16 protein-coding genes and 1 tRNA gene are annotated in these 17,457 nt (G+C 64.4%); 3 read left to right on the top strand and 14 right to left on the bottom strand.

Features of this window, described 5'->3' with window-relative positions; genetic code table 11:
* Window positions 1-181: 181 nt before the first annotated feature.
* The 4 genes from E4L96_RS18275 to E4L96_RS18260 all read right to left on the bottom strand — a co-directional run bounded on the left by E4L96_RS18275 (window position 182) and on the right by E4L96_RS18260 (window position 2,714).
* Entirely contained in the window at window positions 182-952 is a 771-nt protein-coding gene (locus E4L96_RS18275) for a VOC family protein (protein WP_167758736.1), read from the bottom strand.
* Between the two features lie 128 nt (window positions 953-1,080).
* A complete protein-coding gene (locus E4L96_RS18270; RefSeq protein ID WP_135208644.1) occupies window positions 1,081-1,614 on the bottom strand; it encodes a GNAT family N-acetyltransferase in 534 nt (177 codons plus the stop codon).
* Window positions 1,615-2,001: 387 nt separating this feature from the next.
* Window positions 2,002-2,331 (bottom strand): hypothetical protein, encoded by a 330-nt coding sequence (locus tag E4L96_RS18265; RefSeq protein WP_135208643.1) that lies wholly within the window; start codon window positions 2,329-2,331, stop codon window positions 2,002-2,004.
* Window positions 2,332-2,399: 68 nt separating this feature from the next.
* Window positions 2,400-2,714 (bottom strand): DUF8583 domain-containing protein, encoded by a 315-nt coding sequence (locus tag E4L96_RS18260; protein ID WP_135208642.1) that lies wholly within the window; start codon window positions 2,712-2,714, stop codon window positions 2,400-2,402.
* A gap of 204 nt (window positions 2,715-2,918) precedes the next feature.
* On the opposite strand from E4L96_RS18260, the gene mobQ reads away from it, so the two are divergent.
* Both mobQ and E4L96_RS18250 read left to right on the top strand, forming a co-directional pair.
* Window positions 2,919-4,073: a MobQ family relaxase gene (gene mobQ, locus E4L96_RS18255; RefSeq protein WP_135208641.1), complete on the top strand. Its 1,155-nt coding sequence runs from the start codon at window positions 2,919-2,921 to the stop codon at window positions 4,071-4,073.
* A 910-nt stretch (window positions 4,074-4,983) separates the two neighbouring features.
* Window positions 4,984-5,388 carry a DUF6228 family protein gene (locus tag E4L96_RS18250; protein WP_135208640.1) on the top strand — a complete coding sequence of 135 codons (405 nt, stop codon included), beginning with the start codon at window positions 4,984-4,986 and terminating at the stop codon, window positions 5,386-5,388.
* A gap of 11 nt (window positions 5,389-5,399) precedes the next feature.
* Here the strand turns inward: E4L96_RS18250 and E4L96_RS18245 are convergent, their stop codons facing one another.
* Together E4L96_RS18245 and E4L96_RS18240 are read right to left on the bottom strand one after the other, a co-directional pair.
* Window positions 5,400-6,371 carry a tyrosine-type recombinase/integrase gene (locus E4L96_RS18245; protein WP_135208639.1) on the bottom strand — a complete coding sequence of 324 codons (972 nt, stop codon included), beginning with the start codon at window positions 6,369-6,371 and terminating at the stop codon, window positions 5,400-5,402.
* A 189-nt stretch (window positions 6,372-6,560) separates the two neighbouring features.
* Window positions 6,561-6,645, bottom strand: a tRNA-Leu gene (locus E4L96_RS18240).
* A gap of 161 nt (window positions 6,646-6,806) precedes the next feature.
* Here E4L96_RS18240 and E4L96_RS18235 point away from each other — a divergent pair.
* A complete protein-coding gene (locus tag E4L96_RS18235; RefSeq protein ID WP_135208638.1) occupies window positions 6,807-8,765 on the top strand; it encodes an amino acid permease in 1,959 nt (652 codons plus the stop codon).
* 306 nt (window positions 8,766-9,071) lie between these two features.
* On the opposite strand, the gene E4L96_RS18230 is transcribed toward E4L96_RS18235, so the two are convergent.
* The 8 genes from E4L96_RS18230 to E4L96_RS18195 form a co-directional block, all read right to left on the bottom strand.
* Window positions 9,072-10,793: an ArnT family glycosyltransferase gene (locus tag E4L96_RS18230; protein ID WP_135208637.1), complete on the bottom strand. Its 1,722-nt coding sequence runs from the start codon at window positions 10,791-10,793 to the stop codon at window positions 9,072-9,074.
* A 107-nt stretch (window positions 10,794-10,900) separates the two neighbouring features.
* Complete coding sequence (locus E4L96_RS18225) at window positions 10,901-11,170, bottom strand: type B 50S ribosomal protein L31 (RefSeq protein WP_135208636.1); 270 nt, start codon at window positions 11,168-11,170, stop codon at window positions 10,901-10,903.
* 108 nt (window positions 11,171-11,278) lie between these two features.
* On the bottom strand, window positions 11,279-11,695 hold the full coding sequence (locus E4L96_RS18220) for a hypothetical protein (RefSeq protein ID WP_135208635.1): 417 nt from the start codon (window positions 11,693-11,695) through the stop codon (window positions 11,279-11,281).
* Window positions 11,696-11,702: 7 nt separating this feature from the next.
* Complete coding sequence (locus E4L96_RS18215; protein ID WP_135208634.1) at window positions 11,703-11,939, bottom strand: hypothetical protein; 237 nt, start codon at window positions 11,937-11,939, stop codon at window positions 11,703-11,705.
* Window positions 11,940-12,239: 300 nt separating this feature from the next.
* Window positions 12,240-13,502, bottom strand: a complete 1,263-nt coding sequence (gene rho / locus E4L96_RS18210; RefSeq protein WP_135208633.1) for a transcription termination factor Rho — start codon at window positions 13,500-13,502, stop codon at window positions 12,240-12,242.
* 115 nt (window positions 13,503-13,617) lie between these two features.
* Window positions 13,618-13,944, bottom strand: a complete 327-nt coding sequence (gene trxA / locus E4L96_RS18205; protein ID WP_135208632.1) for a thioredoxin TrxA — start codon at window positions 13,942-13,944, stop codon at window positions 13,618-13,620.
* A gap of 241 nt (window positions 13,945-14,185) precedes the next feature.
* Window positions 14,186-14,602, bottom strand: coding sequence for a response regulator (locus E4L96_RS18200; RefSeq protein WP_135208631.1), 417 nt, complete (start codon window positions 14,600-14,602; stop codon window positions 14,186-14,188).
* An 86-nt stretch (window positions 14,603-14,688) separates the two neighbouring features.
* Window positions 14,689-17,457 (bottom strand): PAS domain S-box protein (locus tag E4L96_RS18195; protein WP_135208630.1); only part of this gene is annotated, 2,769 nt, incomplete at its 5' end.

Raw genomic sequence — 17,457 nt, 5'->3', positions numbered from 1 at the left:
GGCGGGACCCGCGCGGCACGGGCCAAGCCGGAGGCCACGTCCGCCACGCCGGCCGGCCGCAAGCCGGTGCGCGCCCAGGTCGTCTCCGAGTCCGACTGGGAAGAGTTCTGAGCGCGCGGCGGCGATGGCCGTCGCCTGAATCGACACCAGCCCGTCCGCGCGTGAGCCCGGGCGGGCTTTCCTATTCCGCCCGGGTGGTGTGAAATTCCAGCCACATGCCGTTGGCCAGTGGCGGGGGCAGAAGGAGGCTGTCGCCGCGGTCGAGCGCGCCGTCTGGGCCGATGGGGATGCCACTGCGCTGCAGCACGGCGCGCACACGGTCCAGGCTCATGACCCGGATCGCCGCGCCAAGGATCGCCCGGCCGCGCACCTGTTGCGCGGTGGCGGGCAGGATGACGAGGTCGCCTTGTGCCACGTGCGCCGTGCGGGCGGTGGTGCAGGCGGGCAAGCAGACTTGAGTGGGCATGAGCTGGGCGCCCAGCCGGACCAGCATGCGTTCGACCGGCGCGGAGTCGGATGGCGCCAGCCACACGCGGTCCACGCCAAGCGCGCCGTTGGGGTGCTCGACGTATTCCGGCTTGTCAGTGGGGGAGGGCGCGCGCGTGCCGAAGAAGAACGGCTCCAGCGGGCCCGGCGGGAAGGTCACGGTTCCCTCGTCGCTGCGCGCGCCGAGGTCCGCCAGCCGGGTCGCCAGCCCCTCGAGTGTGCTCACATACAAGCTGAGATAGGCCGGGCCGTCGCCCCTCTCCAGATGCTGGCGATATGCGGCCGTGAGCTCGTCGACGGCGTGGGGCGCGGTGATCAGCTCCAGATACGACCCATCCTGGAACTTGGCGTGCGCGTTGCGGATGCCGTTCGCATTCGGCCGGCCGGGCTTCAGCGTGAAGCCCAGCGCCCGGAAGCGCGCCTGCGCTGTCTCGAGGTCCTGGACCGCGACCGGTATATGCTCCATCCCGCGCAGCGCCGGCACACGGGGCGCCGCACCTTGCGCGGCTCCTGCCTCGGGTTCACTGGCCGCGCCCAAGAGGGCCACTGTCATTGCGAGGAGCGCGGCGGGCAGCGCGCTCCGCAGCGTGCGGCTCATCGCCCTGCCGGTGGAGTCAGCGACAGCACATGGGCATCGACCGGCTGCCCGTGCAATTGCAGCCGGTTCCGCGCCACCCCTTCGTGCAGTGCGCCCGCCTTGCGCGCCGCCGCCACGCTCGCCTCATTCCCCACTGCGACGACGATCTCGGCGCGCGCCAGCTTCAGCTCCTCGAACGCATACTGCGCGAGCATGTGGATCGCCGCACTCGCCGCCCCGCGCCGCTGTGCCGATTCGCGCACCCAGTAGCCCAGGTTACCGAACCGGTGCGTGGGATTGAACTGATTCAGCCCCGCGCCGCCAACAAGCTCCCCGTCCGCGCTGACGATCGCAAATTCATGCGCCGTGCCATTGGCCCGGCTCTCCTCGCACCACGCGAACCACTTGCGGGCATCGTCTGCCGAAAAATCTGGGCGCGCCCATGACATCCACGTACACACGCTGGGCGATGCGCGCACGGCGGCGCCGAATTCTTCAGCGTCCGATGGGCGGAAAGGGCGTAACACGAAAGGGGCAGCCGGGAGAGTCATCGCGTAACGTTATCACGTCAATCAGCCGGATGTGGAGAGGCGGAGGCCGGGGCGATCAGTGACCCGCTCCTGGCAGACTATTCCGGGGGGCGATCACGGGGAGCAGAAGAGGGAAAACAAGCTGGCTGGTGCCTCCGGCCGGTACCGTTCATGATCTAAGATCAAGAACTTGGGATGCGTTGTGGCAAGTGCGTGGCGGAGGCGAAAAGCGGCACCGGAGGACGTGCGACTGATGCCATGTTCATTGTAGGCGACGGTGGAAGAAGGACAGGAAAATGAAGGGAAAAGTCGCGTCGGTTTTGCTCCGGCCGCGTCCGTTCTTGGCCGATCTCAGCTGTTCATTGTACGGCAGCTGTCGACCCAAAACGGCCGTCCGCAGAGGTGCCGTTAAACCTGAAGACGGAGTACCGGATTGATGACTTCTCTCACGGTCCCCTCTCCGATCAACCGCTCATGCCATGGATAGAACTTCGATCCCATCTGCAGGCGACCTGCGTTGCGCTCAGGTACGAGCAGCCATAATTCTGCCAACCCTATCTCACCAGGCGCAGGTGGATCACCTTTGAAAATGTACATGCCGTCGTTCATCTCGCCCTCCAGCCCGAAATCGTTTGGCAGGCGGCATCCTTGTGGAAGCGATTGCTGCAGCCCACCTTCTTCCGTTGAGAAAAGGCGTAACTCTACTTCCAAGTCGGGTGGACGTTCAGGCTTTCGCATGCTGGTTCCAGTCATTCTGTATAACGGTCAACGAGTCCGCTTTCGACCGATAGCGGACTGTTCATAACTTAGTCTATCGTAATGTTTTCATTTTTAGTAGCGCTCGATTTATCTTGTTGAAACTCAGGCAGATCGAACAGTGCACGGTCTGTCATTCGAGTCAGGGAGGCGTTGAGCATTGCCAGTAACCGCTCGCGTGGCCACTCTCCCCGCTCAACTTTGGCCAGCACAGCCGCACCGATAAGAATCTTCCGCCGCGTGTCATCCGCGCGTTCCTGCTTCGTTTTCCGCTGACGCTGGCGGGCCTCCAGCTGCAGCTTCCTTTGCTGCAGTTTCCTGAGCCGTTCCTTCGCTGTCTCAATACGCTGCTCCAGGGTTTCCATACGCTGCCTCCTAAAGTTGTGCTGGTCTCATTACAGACGCAGTTGGCGGGCAGGACGGTGAGCTGGCACAAGGACGTGCAGGCGGCGGAGGAGACTCCCGAAGCAAAGCAAGGGCGCACTTAGTGTAATCCCTGCGGGATTACCGTGCGGTCGCTGCGCGACGAACCCCAACCCCAACGGCCACCCCACGGCGGCCTGCGCGCGATGGCGATCTTTCACTTGTCGATGAAAGTGGTGAGCCGCGCCGGCGGTCGTAGCGCGACCGGCGCGGCTGCATATCGAGCGGGTGAATGCATCGTCGATGAGCGCACGGACACTGTGCACGACTACACGCGCAAACGCGGCATCGAAGATGCGATTCTTGTGGCGCCAGGCGATGCACGGACCGATCGCAGCGCGTTCTGGAATTCGGTCGAGAAGCACCACAAGCGCGGCGATGCGGTCGTGGCCCGGGAAGTGGAGGTGGCCCTACCATCGGAACTCACGCCCGAGCAGCGTAAAGCGCTGGCGCTGGAGTTCGTGCGCGAGCTGGTGGATCGCTACGGCGTGGTGGCCGACCTGGCGCTGCATGCTCCCAGCCGCCATGGAGACGAGCGCAATCATCATGCTCACATCCTTCTCTCTGCGTGTTCCGTCGGCGCCGATGGGACGCTCGGGAAGAAGGTGGCGGAGCTGGATCCGATCCACTGCTCGAAGCATGGCCTCCCGAACTTGGCTGACCGCGAGCGCCCGCGTTGGCAGGCGCTCGCGAATGCGGCTCTGGAAAAGGCGGGTCAGGTGGAGCGAATCGACCACCGCACCTTGGAGGCCCAAGGGATCAACCGGGAGCCGACGACACACCTGGGGCCTTCGGTATCAGCGTTGGTGCGCCGCGGAGGATCGAGCTTCGTATGGCAGCGAATCCAAGACGAGGCGCAGGAACGTCTCGCGGAAGCGAAGGCACAGGGAGAGGCAGAGCGACAGCTCAAGGCCATCGACCTCGGTCTGCTCGACCTCTCAAACGACCTCGCTGCAGCTCTCGCGGAGAGAGACAGGCTCAACGCCATCAAAGCCGCCGCGGCAGGCGGCGTGGCCGCTTTCCGCCAGCGGTACGAAGCGCACAAGGCACAAGAGGAGGAGAGCGCTCACGAAATCGAATCCGCTATCGATGTGTGGTTCCGTGCACGCCAGGAGAAGAAAGCGCGCGATGCGGGCCGATCACCGACGACGAATATTCCCAATATCGAGGTCAATCATGGATCGCAACGAATCCCAGGAAGAGAAGCTGTTTGGCCTGATGGCCGTGGTGGACGAACAGCAGAAGGAGATAGCCCACGCCCTGAACGTGCTCCGGGCCGAGACAACTCGCCTAGCCGCTGAACGGTCATTGATGGCACGTGAAGCCGAGATGCACGCTGACCAACTGAAGGCACTGATGACCAATTTGACGCAGGTGGTCCATGAGCAGGCCGGGAAGGCTGCCAATGACTACTTCATCATCGGGGCGCAGACAGCGGTAAAGATTTTTAGCGAGAAGTTCGATCCGGTTGTGGAGAAGACCAAGGGCGTTCTCGATGAAGCGTCACAACTTGGACCTGCCGTTCAGACGGCAGTCGTGGTTTTGAAACGCGGCTTAGCGCGGTGGTTGGTGGAAATTGGAATGGCATTCACCGGGTTGCTTGTGATCGGTACCTGGACGGCTACAGCCTGGTCGAGGCATGAGGTTGCGCAGCTTCTGGAAGAGAGCGCGTCGTTGATCAAAGAGCGGACCCAGCTGACGAAAGATTTGGAGAGCAAGAAGCAGGAAGCGGCGGACTGGGTCGCCAAGGCGGGACGGGCACCGGTTACCACTTGCGGACGACCTGCACGGCGCTGCGTGCAGGTCGTCAAATCAGCAGGTGGGTTCGGTCCGAACGGCGAATATATGGTCCTTAAAGGGTACTAGCGCAAAAGGGAAATCCGCAGATGAATGATGATTTGATAACTCATCTATTCATTGCGGAGTTTTGGTATGGAGAACGTTGAAGAGCTGTTGCGAAAGATCCTCGAGCAGCTATCGAAACCCCAGATTCCGTCTCTACCCATTGCGATAGACCTGTGGGACACCAGAATGGTCGCGGCATATCTGAAGAGGTCCGTCGATACGATACGGGAGGACGTGGTCTCGTTGCCGAGCTTTCCGAAGCCGGTACGTCTACCGCTGGCGTCAGGCGCCCGGTCCCAGGCTCTGTACAAGGCCCGTGAAGTGATAGCATGGGCCGAACGACATACTGCACGTTGAGGAGGAATCTTGACCGTTGTTGAATTTAAGTCGTCTGATGACGGCGCGATACTGCGGTTCGTTGACGGGGGAATACAAAGCGAAGGCGAGCGCGACTTCATCATCGAGCTTGACGCACGAGACTTTTTCGGCCGTGCTCGCTCCTCGACCTTCGAGGTCCAGTCCCCCGCCGACTATTTCCAACGGTTGGCACAGTACCCTCGAGGTTGGGACAATGAAGAAGTCTGGGAAGACTTGGACCATAACGTCCGGCTTACGGCGACCTCCGACAAGCTTGGACACGTGACGTTCGAAGTGGTCCTGCACGGCTCTCATCAGCATCTTCTGCGATATGCCTGGACATGTGAATTGGGGACCCTGGAGATGATGGCCCGGACTCTTAATGAGCTTTTTGGAGCGCGGGCGTCATCCTGAAACTGCAAGCCTCATCCCAAGCGCGCAGCAATCTCATGCGGTGTTGCGTTGTAATAAGTCATGAGTTGGTTGATGTCGCGATGGCCGATAACGCGGGCAAGGTCCAGCACGTTGAGCTTATTGGCGAGTCGGGTGATCGCTTCATGGCGGGAGTCGTGGAAGCGAAGACCTTTGATCGGCGTCTTGGCGCGATACCTGCGCCACCAGTTGTCCACGTCCTTTTCCTTCAGCTGGAACCCCTGCGGCAAGTAGGACCACAGTTCCTGCGCCCGCTGCGATAGCGGTACGTCGCGCGCGTCGTCGTTCTTTGAATCGCCGACGTGCGCGACCGAGCCCTCCACGTCGTTCGGGCGAAGGTGGCACAGTTCGCCGCACCGCATGCCAGTCTCGATCGCGAACAGAAACGCGATTGCGACCCGCTGGCCGGCCGTGACCGGTGGCCGCTTCGAGTCCGGCGGCCAGCCAAGCACTGTGCACATTGTCTTGATCTCGTCTTCTGACGGCCGCCGGTCGCGCGGTTTGTTTTCCTTTGGGCGGCGCACGTCCCTCGTGGGACTCTCTTTGATCCAGCGCCACTCCTTACGTGCGATGGTGAAAACATGCGAGAGCAAATTCATCTCACGCACGACCGTTGAGCCCTGGACTTTCTTAAGCCTGTCATTGCGCCACTCTGCTATGTGTGACGGGTTGACTTCTTCAATGAGCACTTTGCCGAGCGGCGAGGCCGCCATGGCAGCAAGGCGCATCGCCTCCCAGCGATAGCCCTTCTTGGTCTTTGAGACTTCCAGTTCGTACTTGCGGAACGCGTCCCTGCAGGTCGCGCCTGGCGGAGCGAGGATCCCATCCTTGCGGGACAGCCTGACGCGTTCTTCAGCCTCCCATTTGATGGCTTCGGCCTTAGTATCGAAGGTTCCGGCAACCCGCTTACCGTTGACCATGATGCGGTGCTTCCACCGCCGCCCAACCTTGATCGGATCTGACATGTGAGCCTCCCTCAAAACCCGTTAGAGAGTTCGCTTGTGCCAAAGTTCGTGCCAATTTGTGCCAAACGATAGCTGGGTTTTGGGGTGATATACCGGGCTCTACCTCAAACAAAGGTTAAAAAAAAATCCCCGGGTTCCCTATGAAGAGGGCTTTTCCGGGGTTTTTCGGGATTTCACAAACTGGAGTAGTGGTGCCTCCGGCCGGAATCGAACCGGCACGCCTTTCGGCGCTTGATTTTGAGTCAAGTGCGTCTACCAATTCCGCCACAGAGGCCGGCTTGTGAACGCAGCATTATAGAGCATGCAACCTAGCCTGTCATGCCGGAGTGGCCTGCCCTGCGACGCCGCCCCGCTTTCCGTGCCAACTTGTCACGTTCCAGCGTATGATGCGCACTGTTTCGACCACCGCCGGCCGCCCCGCCGCCCGGCTTGCTCATGAAGAACAAGAAAATCCGGGAACTCATTCTCGGCAAGGCGCTCGATCCCCTCGCAACCGAAACCCGCCACTCGATGGCCCTGGCCGCCTTCCTGGCCTGGGTCGGGCTGGGCGCGGACGGCCTCTCGTCCTCCGCCTACGGGCCGGAAGAAACCTTCCGCGCGCTCGGCATGCACACCCATCTCGGCCTGTACATGGCGCTGGCCACGGCCGTCACCGTCTTCATTATCGCGCTTGCGTACAACCAGGTCATTGAACTGTTCCCCACCGGGGGCGGGGGCTATCGCGTCGCAACCAAGCTGGTCGGCCCTTATCTCGGCCTGGTGTCGGGCTGCGCGCTGATTCTCGACTACGTGCTGACCATCGCGATTTCGATCGCGTCCGGCGTGGATGCGCTGGCCTCCTTCCTGCCGCTCGGCTTCCAGCCCTACAAGCTGTGGATGGAGGCCTTCTTCATCGCGGTGCTCATCGTGATGAACCTGCGCGGGCTGAAGGAAGCGATCCAGATCCTGCTGCCGATCTTCATCGGCTTTGTCGCCACCCACCTGATCCTGATCGTGTACGGCATCGTGGCCCATGCGGCCCACCTTCCCGAGCTGGTGCCGACCACTGCCCAGGCCACCACCGACCTGGCCGGGAGCATCGGCTGGACTGGTGTGGCGGGGATGCTGCTGCTGGCGTACTCGCAGGGCGGCGGTACCTACACCGGGCTGGAGGCGGTCTCCAATAACGTCAACCTGCTGAAGGAGCCGCGGGTCCGCACCGGCAAGATGACCATGCTGTACATGGCCCTGTCGCTGGCGGTGACGGCGGGCGGCATCATCCTGCTCTACCTGCTGTGGGACGCGAAACCGGTGGCCGGCGAGACGCTCAATGCCACCACTTTCAAGGCCATCATCGGCAGCATGGGCCTGGGCGGGCCGGTCATGAACCAGGTGCTGCTGGTGATCGTGCTCGCCTTCGAGGCCGGCTTGCTGTTCGTGGCGGCCAACACCGGCTTCCTGGGCGGGCCGTCGGTGCTGGCCAACATGGCGTCCGACTCGTGGGTGCCGCACAAGTTCCGCTACCTGTCGACCCGGCTGGTGACCGAGAACGGCATCCTCGTGATGGGCATCGCCGCCTTGGCGATCCTGTTCTGGACGCGCGGCCAGGTGACGCTGCTGGTGGTGCTGTATTCGATCTCGGTGTTCCTGACCTTCGCGATTTCGCTGTCGGGTCTGGTGTCGTACTGGTGGCAGAACCGCGGCCACCGAGGCTGGATGCGCCGGCTGCTGCTGTCGCTCACCGGCTTCATCATCTGCGCGGGCATCCTGGCGATCCTGCTGGTGGAGCGCTTTGCGGAAGGCGGCTGGGCGACCGCGCTGATCATCGTGGCGATGGCGGTGCTGTGCATCTGGATCCGCAACCACTACCGCGAGACGAAGCAGGCGATCCATTCCGTGGACGAGGTGTTCGCCAGCCAGCCCTTCGGCCCGGACAAGGACGGCAAGGAGCCGAACCCGGACGACCAGACCGCGGTGTTCATTGTCGGCACCTCGCGCGGCGGCGGTCTGCATGCGCTGCTGTGGGTGCTGCGGATGTTCCCCGGCCACTTCAAGAACTTCCTGTTCATCAATGCGCGCACGGTGGATTCGCACGTGTATGGCGGCGAGGGGACCATGGAGAAGATGCGCGACGAAGCGGCCGAGACCCTCGAGTTCTTTGTCGACTTCTGCCAGAGCCACGGGATGGCGTCGTCGTCCTACCTGAGCTTCGGGACCGACGCCGTGGACGAGGTGACGCGCATGTGCGAGGAGATCAGCCAGGAGTACCCGAACTCCATCTTCTTTACCAGCAAGCTGATCTTCGCCAAGGACAACTGGTTCACCCGCCTCCTGCACAACCAGGCCGCGCTCGCGGTCCAGCGCCGCCTGCACCTCGAAGGCCTGCAGATGGTGATCCTCCCAATGAAGGTGTAACGCCCATAAGCCCGCAAAAAATCGGTAACCAAAATTCGGGGACGTACCCCGCTCCCAGACAGGGGACGTACCCCGGATTAGAGGGGTAAGAAAACGCCGATTCTTTTCAATTTAGCACGCGCCGACATATTCAAAAAAACAGAAGAATCAGTGGGTTGCGCGCTGCGATATATTCCGCCGAATAAGCGAAGAACGGGGACGTACCCCGCTCCCAGAGCGGGGTACGTCCCCGGGGTTTTTTCGGCCGGCAATAGGGGCGCGGCGGCTGCGATAAGGGATGCGGGGTCTGTGCGCCGGTGGGCGCGGTTATTCGCCGCGGCGGTACAGGCGGAAACGTTCGTTGCGGTCGGAGGGGCGGCGGCCTTCCCACAACAGGCTCAGCGAGCTGTCGCGGAAACGCTTGTCGAGCTCGCGCGTGTCGCGCACGTTCACCGAATCCTGGATCAGCACCACGCTGCAGTGCTTCTGCTCCAGCCCGGCAAACGGCAGGTGCCCGAAGTAGGCGAACGAGGCGCGCTGGGCCGGGCCGACGTTGGTTTCGATGCAGTCCACGCCGTCCGGTAGCTTGTCCGCAATCTGGTGCGCGACGATCTCGTAGCTCTTGCCGTAGTTGAGGTCGGGCAGGAACAGCGTCATCAGCAGCACCCACAGCAGGATCAGCCCGCCGGAGGACAGCACCACCGCGCGCCACAGCACGGACGGCCGCCGCGAGATGCGCCAGTGCACCAGGAAGAACCAGCTGACCGTCACCGCCGCCGCGACGATGAAGGCGCCCAGCCCGAACTGCGGCTGGAAACCCGGCACCAGCTTGAGCACGTTCTTGGCCAGCTGCGCGGGCCAGCCGGTCAGCTTGGCGATGTAGAACATCCAGATCAGTCCGGCGATCATGGTCAGCACCATCACCGAGAACCAGTCGATCGCATTGATGGTGCCGCGCTTCATGGTCGGCAGGCCGAAGGCGGCCATCAGGGCCAGCGGTGCCAGCAGCTTGAGCAGGTCGCCATTTTCCGGTTCTGGATTGAACAGCACCAGCAGGCCCAGCGCGGCCAGCAGGAACAGCGGCAGCACGATGTGCAGCAGGCGGCTCTGGCGGCGCCAGGCGTAGATGGCCCAGAACGCGAACGGCCAGGCGGGCCAGGAGAACCAGAGGCCGGTGCGCAGCAGGGTGGTGAGCGAGGCCGCCGACGGCAGCCCGATCTGGGACGCGTTCCACGCCAGCCACATGGCCACCGGCGAGCGGCCCCAGGGCTGGACGATCTCGGCCGGCACCACCCACACCAGCGTGATCAGCAGCCCGGCCAGCACCGCAATCGCCATATGGCGCAGGGTCTGGCGCATCGGCATGTCCAGATAGCGGGCACAGCCAACAAGGGCGATCACGGCGCCCGCCGGGCACAGCCAGCCGCGCGTCAGGGTCAGCAGGCCCAGCGACAGCCCGATCAGCCCGGCATTGCGCACGCTCGGCAGTTCGACGTAGCGCACGGCCCGGTACATGAAGTAGCTGAGCAGCGCGCCCTGTACCGTCACGGCCAGCGTTTCGTGGCTCTGCAGCAGCAGGCCCAGGCAGCCGATGTAGATCAGGACGGCGGTGTCGGCCAGGGTGCGGCCGTAGTCGGTCGGCTCGGGCTGGCCGCCGAAGGCCAGCCGCAGCGGCTGCGCTTCGGCCCGGCGACCCAGGTGGAAGGCGGTGAACCACAGCGAGCTCACGCCCAGCAGGAAGAAGGCCGCGGTCGAGACCCGTGCCCCGCCCAGGTCGCCAATGAACCAGCCGAACAGCTTGATCCCGAGCGCGCCCAGCCAGAACGCCAGCGGGCCTTCGCCCGCGCTCGGCAGGCCGGCGATGTTGGGCAGCAGCCAATCGTTCAGGCCGCCATGCGCCATGGTCCACATCACGCCGAAGCTGCCGGCGTCATCCTTCCAGGGGTCGCGGCCGATCAGGCCGGGGAGGATGTACAGCAGGCCGAGCCCGATCAGGGCCCAGCGGGGCAGGGCAAGGGTGGCGGCGGCAGGCAGGCGGACAGGCTTCATCGAGAACGCGGCTCGTCGGAAATGGCTATTTTAACCAACCCGGAGTATGCAGTAGGAACGTAAAAAAAGGCAGCCGGAGCTGCCTTTTCGGATGGCGGCGGAGTCGCTTAGCCTTTGGAGACGGCGGTCTTGGAACCGACGGAACCAAATTTCTGGCGGAACTTCTCGACGCGGCCGGCGGTGTCGACGATCTTGTGCTTGCCGGTGTAGAACGGGTGCGATTCAGCGGACACCTCGATCTTGACGAGCGGGTATTCCTTGCCTTCGTACTCGGCCTTTTCCTTGGTCTGGATGGTCGAACGGGTGATGAACTTGAAGTCGCACGACAGGTCGTGGAACAGAACTTCGCGGTAATCCGGATGGATGTCGGTCTTCATGGTTGCCTCAGCTATGGTTAGGTAGCCAACCAGCACTTCGTCGGTCGTCACGCTTCTTGACCCGATTGCCGATCACTTGCCAGGGTGGGTACGGAACCCGCGATTCTACTATGGTTGAGGCGGGGGCGCAACCGGGCCGGCGGGGACGCTGAGCACCAGCACCGTGCCGGCTGGCAGCGCGCCCAGGGCTGATGTGGCCGGGGCCGGGGCGGGCGGAGCCGACACCGCGGGCGCAACGGACGCCACCGGACGCGCCGCGAGCGCGTTGAACATGCTGACCGCGGCAATCAGCGCGGCGCCCATCCCGGCCAGCAGGAGGTAGTAGAGACACTCGAACTTGCGGTCGAAGCGCTCCTGCATCTTGTCCAAACGCTCCTCAAGCCTGTCGAAGCGCTCGCCGACTCGATCGAAGCCGTCCTTCATTTCCTGCCTGGTCGCCAGCGTCGGCAACACCGTATTCACCTGAGCCTCCAGCCGCTCGTGCGCGCGGCGCAATTCGTCGAACTCCTGCTCGCCGTTGACCATCAGGGCCTCAGCGGCGCGGCAGCCTGCCCATCAGCCGCGCGTGGGTCGCAGCGTCCGCAGCCGCCCGCTGCCCGGCATGCCGCTCCGCGTCTGCGATGGCGTCGGCAACCAGTGCCGCGAGCGCGACGGGCAGCGCCGTACCATCCTTACGCGCTTCCATATCGGGCAGAATGGCCTCAAACCGGGTTGCGAGGCGCGTGATTCGGTGGTCCCTGTCCACCGGCGTAGTGTGTTGGTCCAGCATGGTCATCCTCCGAGGTGAGTTCACCGTTCTTCGACCACCGGGCCGCAGTGAAAGCCCGCCACGGCCGCCTGAACGACATCAAATAGCGTCAAGCAAGGCTGTGCCGTAGGAGTTGTCGATGACGCACACCCCGCGCCCGTCCGGCCGGTTGACCAGGGGCGCGTCCTCCGCATAGAACGCGGCGAGCGCAGCGTAGTCCTCCGCCGTGATGGCCGCATCGGCCGCGGATCACGTCTTCAACTGGAAACAGAAACGAAAAAGCCGCCCGCAGGCGGCTTTGTGCAGCAAGCTGAACAGAGGTCAGCCGCCGCGGCGCATCATGTCGAAGAACTCGAGGTTCGTCTTGGTGGCGCGCATCTTGTCGAGGATGAATTCCATCGCCTCGATCTCGTCCATCCCGTACAGCAGCTTGCGCAGGATCCAGATCTTCTGCAGCTGGTCCGGCTTGATCAGCAGCTCTTCGCGGCGGGTGCCCGACTTGTTCAGGTTGATGGCCGGGTAGACGCGCTTCTCGGCCAGGCGGCGCTCCAGGTGCACCTCCATGTTGCCGGTGCCCTTGAATTCTTCGTAGATCACATCGTCCATGCGCGAGCCGGTCTCGATCAGCGCGGTGGCGATGATGGTCAGCGAGCCGCCTTCCTCGACGTTACGGGCGGCGCCGAAGAAGCGCTTCGGACGCTGCAGCGCGTTGGCGTCCACACCGCCGGTCAGCACCTTGCCCGAGGCCGGGATCACGGTGTTGTAGGCGCGCGCCAGGCGGGTGATCGAGTCCAGCAGGATCACCACGTCCTTCTTCATCTCCACCAGGCGCTTGGCCTTTTCGAGCACCATCTCGGCGACCTGCACGTGGCGCGTGGCCGGCTCGTCGAAGGTCGACGCCACCACTTCGCCGCGCACGGAGCGCTGCATCTCGGTCACTTCCTCCGGGCGCTCGTCGATCAGCAGCACGATCAGGGTCACATCCGGGTGGTTGGCGGTGATGGCGTGCGCCATGTGTTGCAGGATCACCGACTTGCCCGACTTCGGCGACGCCACCAGCAGGCCGCGCTGGCCCTTGCCGATCGGCGCGATCATGTCGATGATGCGGCCGGTGACATTCTCCTCGCCGCGCATCTCGCGCTCGAGCCGCAGCGGCTCGTTCGGGTGCAGCGGGGTCAGGTTCTCAAACAGGATGCGGTGCTTGGACGCCTCCGGCGATTCGCCGTTGACCTTGTCGACCTTGACCAGCGCGAAATAGCGCTCGCCATCCTTGGGCGTGCGCACTTCGCCTTCGATCGAGTCGCCGGTGTGCAGGTTGAAGCGGCGGATCTGCGACGGCGAGATGTAGATGTCGTCGGTGGACGCCATGTACGAGGCGTCCGGCGAGCGCAGGAAGCCGAAGCCGTCCGGCAGCACTTCGAGGGCGCCGTCTCCAAAGATCTGTTCACCCTGCTTGGCGCGTTTTTTCAGGATGGCGAACATCAGCTCCTGCTTGCGCAGGCGGGCCGCGTTATCGATCTCGAGGCCGATTGCCATTTCCAGCAGCGCGGAAACGTGCATGGCCTTCAGTTCTGATAGATGCATGTGTGTGAGAGTCCCGTGACGGGAGAGTTAAGGTAGGGGAGGGAACGACGGGGGAATACGGATTAGTCAGAACGGCAGCGCAGGGCGCGCTGCCGCGGGCGGTATATTACAACGATTAAATATTGCTGTCGATGAAAGACGTCAGCTGGCCCTTGGCCATGGCACCGACCTTCTGGGCGGCGGCGACACCGTTCTTGAACAGGATCAGGGTCGGGATCCCGCGGATGCCGAACTTGGCCGGCACCTGCTGGTTGGCATCCACATCGAGCTTGGCGATCTGGATCTTGCCTTCGTATTCCTTGGCCACCTCTTCCAGGATCGGAGCGATCGCCTTGCACGGACCGCACCACTCGGCCCAGAAATCGACCAGGACCGGGCGCTCGGATTTGAGCACGTCCGCTTCGAAAGATGCATCGCTGATGTGTTTGATGTTTTCGCTCATATCTTCCTCAATGCCTCAAATGAGGTGGGGTTAGTGCCTGGGCACTTCAGTGGCACGTTTGCCAAGATGCGGGCATCCGGCGCAATTTCAACCAGGGAACAAACGGCGGGGAGGTGCCAGGCGGGGATTCTGGCCGAATCATATACCATTTTCCTGGGGCGTGTCGGGCGGGCGCGTGAAAAAGTTGCCACGACCACATCAGTGGCGTCGCTGGGGCAACACGGCCGTGCCGGGGCCGGAATCAGGCCACGGTGGCCAGCGCCGCGCGCAGGTCGGCCAGTGCGATCGGCTTGTGCACCGCCCCGATCACGCGCAGCCCCTGGGCCCGCGCCAACTGTTCGGCGGCCAGCCGCGCTTCCTGGTCCATGCCGGACAGCACCAGCACCTGGCCTTGATAACCGGCGCTCCCGGCCGCGGCCAGGAATTCGATGCCGCTCATGCGCGGCATGGAGAGGTCGCAGATCAGCAGGTCCGGGCGGGCCGCGGTCACCCGTTCCAGCCCGCGCAGCGGGTCGGATTCGGTCAGGATCGCGTGGCTGGGGTCGTCCAGGCCGGCGGCCTGCAGCATGTCGCGCATGAGCGTGAGGATGAACGGATCGTCGTCCACCACCAGCACGCACAGAGGGCGCGCCGGGGCGCGCAGGGAGGAAAGCGTCATGCGCGGCATTATGCCCTGCCCGCGCGGCCCACTGGTGGAATGCTGGTTCTAACGTGCCGGAAACCGGTGGTCGCGGCCGGCGCGGCTCAGGCGTCGTTGGCGAAGGTGGTGTTCTGCATCACCTGCTCGGTCACCTTGTGCAGCAGCTCCCACAGCTGGGACAGGAGGCTGGCCGCCGCGGCCCGTTCTGCGCGCACGTCGCCCTCGGGCAGGTTCTCGAGCCGCTGGCACAGGTCGGCCATGCCCAGCGCGCCCACGGTGCGGGCCGAGGACTTGATGCGGTGGCCCAGGTCGCGCAGCCGCATGATGTTGCCTGCCTTGAGCTCGCGCTCCATCTCCTCCAGCCCGTCCTGGGTCGACTGCAGGAACTTGAAGGCGAACTTGCGCACCTTCTCCTGGTTGTACGACAGGAGCTTGGCCAGGATGGTCAGGTCGATGATCGCCGGATCGCCCGCCAGCGGGCGGAAGCCGGGCCCGGGCGGCAGGGCCGGCGCCGGCACGGGTGCGGGGCGTTCCGGCAGCCAGCGTGCCAGCGTCTTGAACAGCACCTGCGGCTGGATCGGCTTGGCCAAAAAGTCGTCCATGCCGGCGTCCATGCAGGCCACGCGGTCCGCGCTGGTGGCGTTGGCGGTCATCGCGATCACGCGCAGGCTGTGCGGGTGGTGCGCGCTGTCACGGTTATAGTCCGCGGCGTCGCGGCGCAGGATGCGCGTGGCCTCCAGCCCATCCATCACCGGCATCTGCACGTCCATCAGCACCGCGTCGAAGTGCGCGCTGCGCAGCTGCTCCAGCGCCTCCAGGCCGTTGGCGGCCACCGTCACGTGGGCGCCCGCCTCCTGCAGCATCTCCAGCGCGATCTGCTGGTTGAAGGTGTTGTCCTCCACCAGCAGGATGCGGGTGCCGCGCACGGCGGCGTAGGCGGCATCCGCGGTGTCCGAGCCTCGCGCCCCCTCGGCCGGGACCAGCGCCGGCGCCGCGTCGTCGATGCGGCCCACGCGCGCGGTGAACCAGAAGCAGCTGCCTTCGCCCGGCCGGCTCTCCACGCCCACGTCGCCGCCCATCAGCTGCGCCAGCTGCTTGCAGATGGCCAGGCCCAGGCCCGTGCCGCCGTAGGCGCGCGTGGTGGAGGCGTCGCCCTGCTGGAACGACTGGAACAGGCGCGCCTGTTCCTCCGCCGTCAGGCCGATGCCGTTGTCGTTCACCTCGAAGCGCAGCAGGCAGCTGCCCGCATCCTCGTCCGCCTTGGCCACCCGCACCAGGATGCGGCCGCGCTCACTGAACTTGATGGCGTTGTTGGTGTAGTTGATCAGCACCTGGCCCAGGCGCAGCGGGTCGCCCTGCATGGTCCTGGGCAGCGCGGGATCGAGTTCGAAGGCCAGCTCCAGGTCCTTGGTCGCAGCCTTGGGCGCCACCACGGTGGTCAGGGTCTGCAGCACGTGATCGAGCGAGAAAGCGACGCTCTCCACTTCCAGCTTGCCCGCCTCGATCTTGGAAAAGTCCAGGATGTCGTCGATGATGCCCAGCAGGTGCTCGCCGGCGAAGCGGATCTTCTCCAGGTAGTCGCGCTGGCGCGGGTTCAGGTCCGTCTTCAGGGCCAGGTAGGCCATGCCGATCACGCCGTTCATCGGGGTGCGGATCTCGTGGCTCATGTTGGCCAGGAACTGGCCCTTGGCGCGGTTGGCTTCCTCCGCCATTTTCTTGGCGTGGTCGAGCTGCTCCGTGCGCTGCTGCACGCGTTCTTCCAGGTGCTCGTTCAGCTCCCGCAGTTCCTGTTCGGTGGCGGTGCTGGCGGTGATGTCGACTGTCATGCCGATGATGTAGTCCGGCTTGCCCTGCGCGTCGTGCACGGCCTTGACCAGCACGCGCAGGTGCAGGTCGCGGCCCAGGCTCTTGTTGTGCAGCGTTTCGGTGTGGTCGATCAGTTCACCGCTGGCGAAGGCCTGCTGGTCCAGTGCCCGGTAGCGCGTCAGCTGCTCGCGCGTGAAGCCGCTCTTCGCCGTGCCGAGGCGCTGCTCTTCCAGCGTGAAGCCGAAGTGGCGCTCGCAGGCGGGGTTCATCAGGATCAAGCGGCTGTCGGCATCCTTGATGAACAGGCCAATCGGCAGCATGCCGATGATCTGCTGCAGGCGGTGTTCGGAGAGGCGCAGCGCATCTTCGCTGCGCTTGTGGAAGGTGATGTCGGTCAGCGAAGACACCACCATGAAAGCTTCGCCGCGCTCGTCCTGCACCGGCTCCGCGTTCACGGACAGCCAGTGCAGGTTGCCATCGAGCTGGGTCACGCCCATCACCACGTCGCGCACCGGCTGGCCGGTGACGAAAGCCACCCGCGCTGGATGCTCATGGTTCTCGAACGGGCGGCCGTCTTCATGCACCCCGGCCCAGAATGCGGGCGCCGACGGGCCCAGCGCCAGCATGCGGCGCGCGGCGGCGTTGCTGTCCAGGACCCGGCCCGCGCGGTTCTGCACCAGCAGGCCGCTGGGCACCGCATTGAGCATGGATTCGATGCGCGAACTGGCGCTGGATGGCGCCGGGGCGGCGGCCAGCGGCGTGGCTGCGGAGTCGCGGCGGCGTAGCGCCACCAGCGTCAGACGCTGGCCTTCGTGCAGCCAAAGGCCCTGGTTGACCTCCGCCTGGAACTGGGAGCCGTCCTTGCGCCAGGCGGTGAAGATGCGGTTCGGGCTCGCCGCACTCTGGATGCCGGGCGCCAGCCGGGTGACCTGCAGCCCGGCCAGTTCCTCCGGCGTGTAGCCGAACAGCGTGGCGCAGGGCGGGTTGGCGTAACGGATGCGGCCCTCCGGGTCGACCGCCAGCAGCGCGTCCGGCACCACATCCAGGCTGGCGCGCTGGCGTGCCTC

The sequence above is a fragment of the Zemynaea arenosa genome, from assembly GCF_004614185.1.
Lineage (GTDB): Bacteria > Pseudomonadota > Gammaproteobacteria > Burkholderiales > Burkholderiaceae_D > Telluria > Telluria arenosa.
Note: the sequence above shows the minus strand (reverse complement) of the source record. Positions and strands in the feature narration are given on the sequence as shown.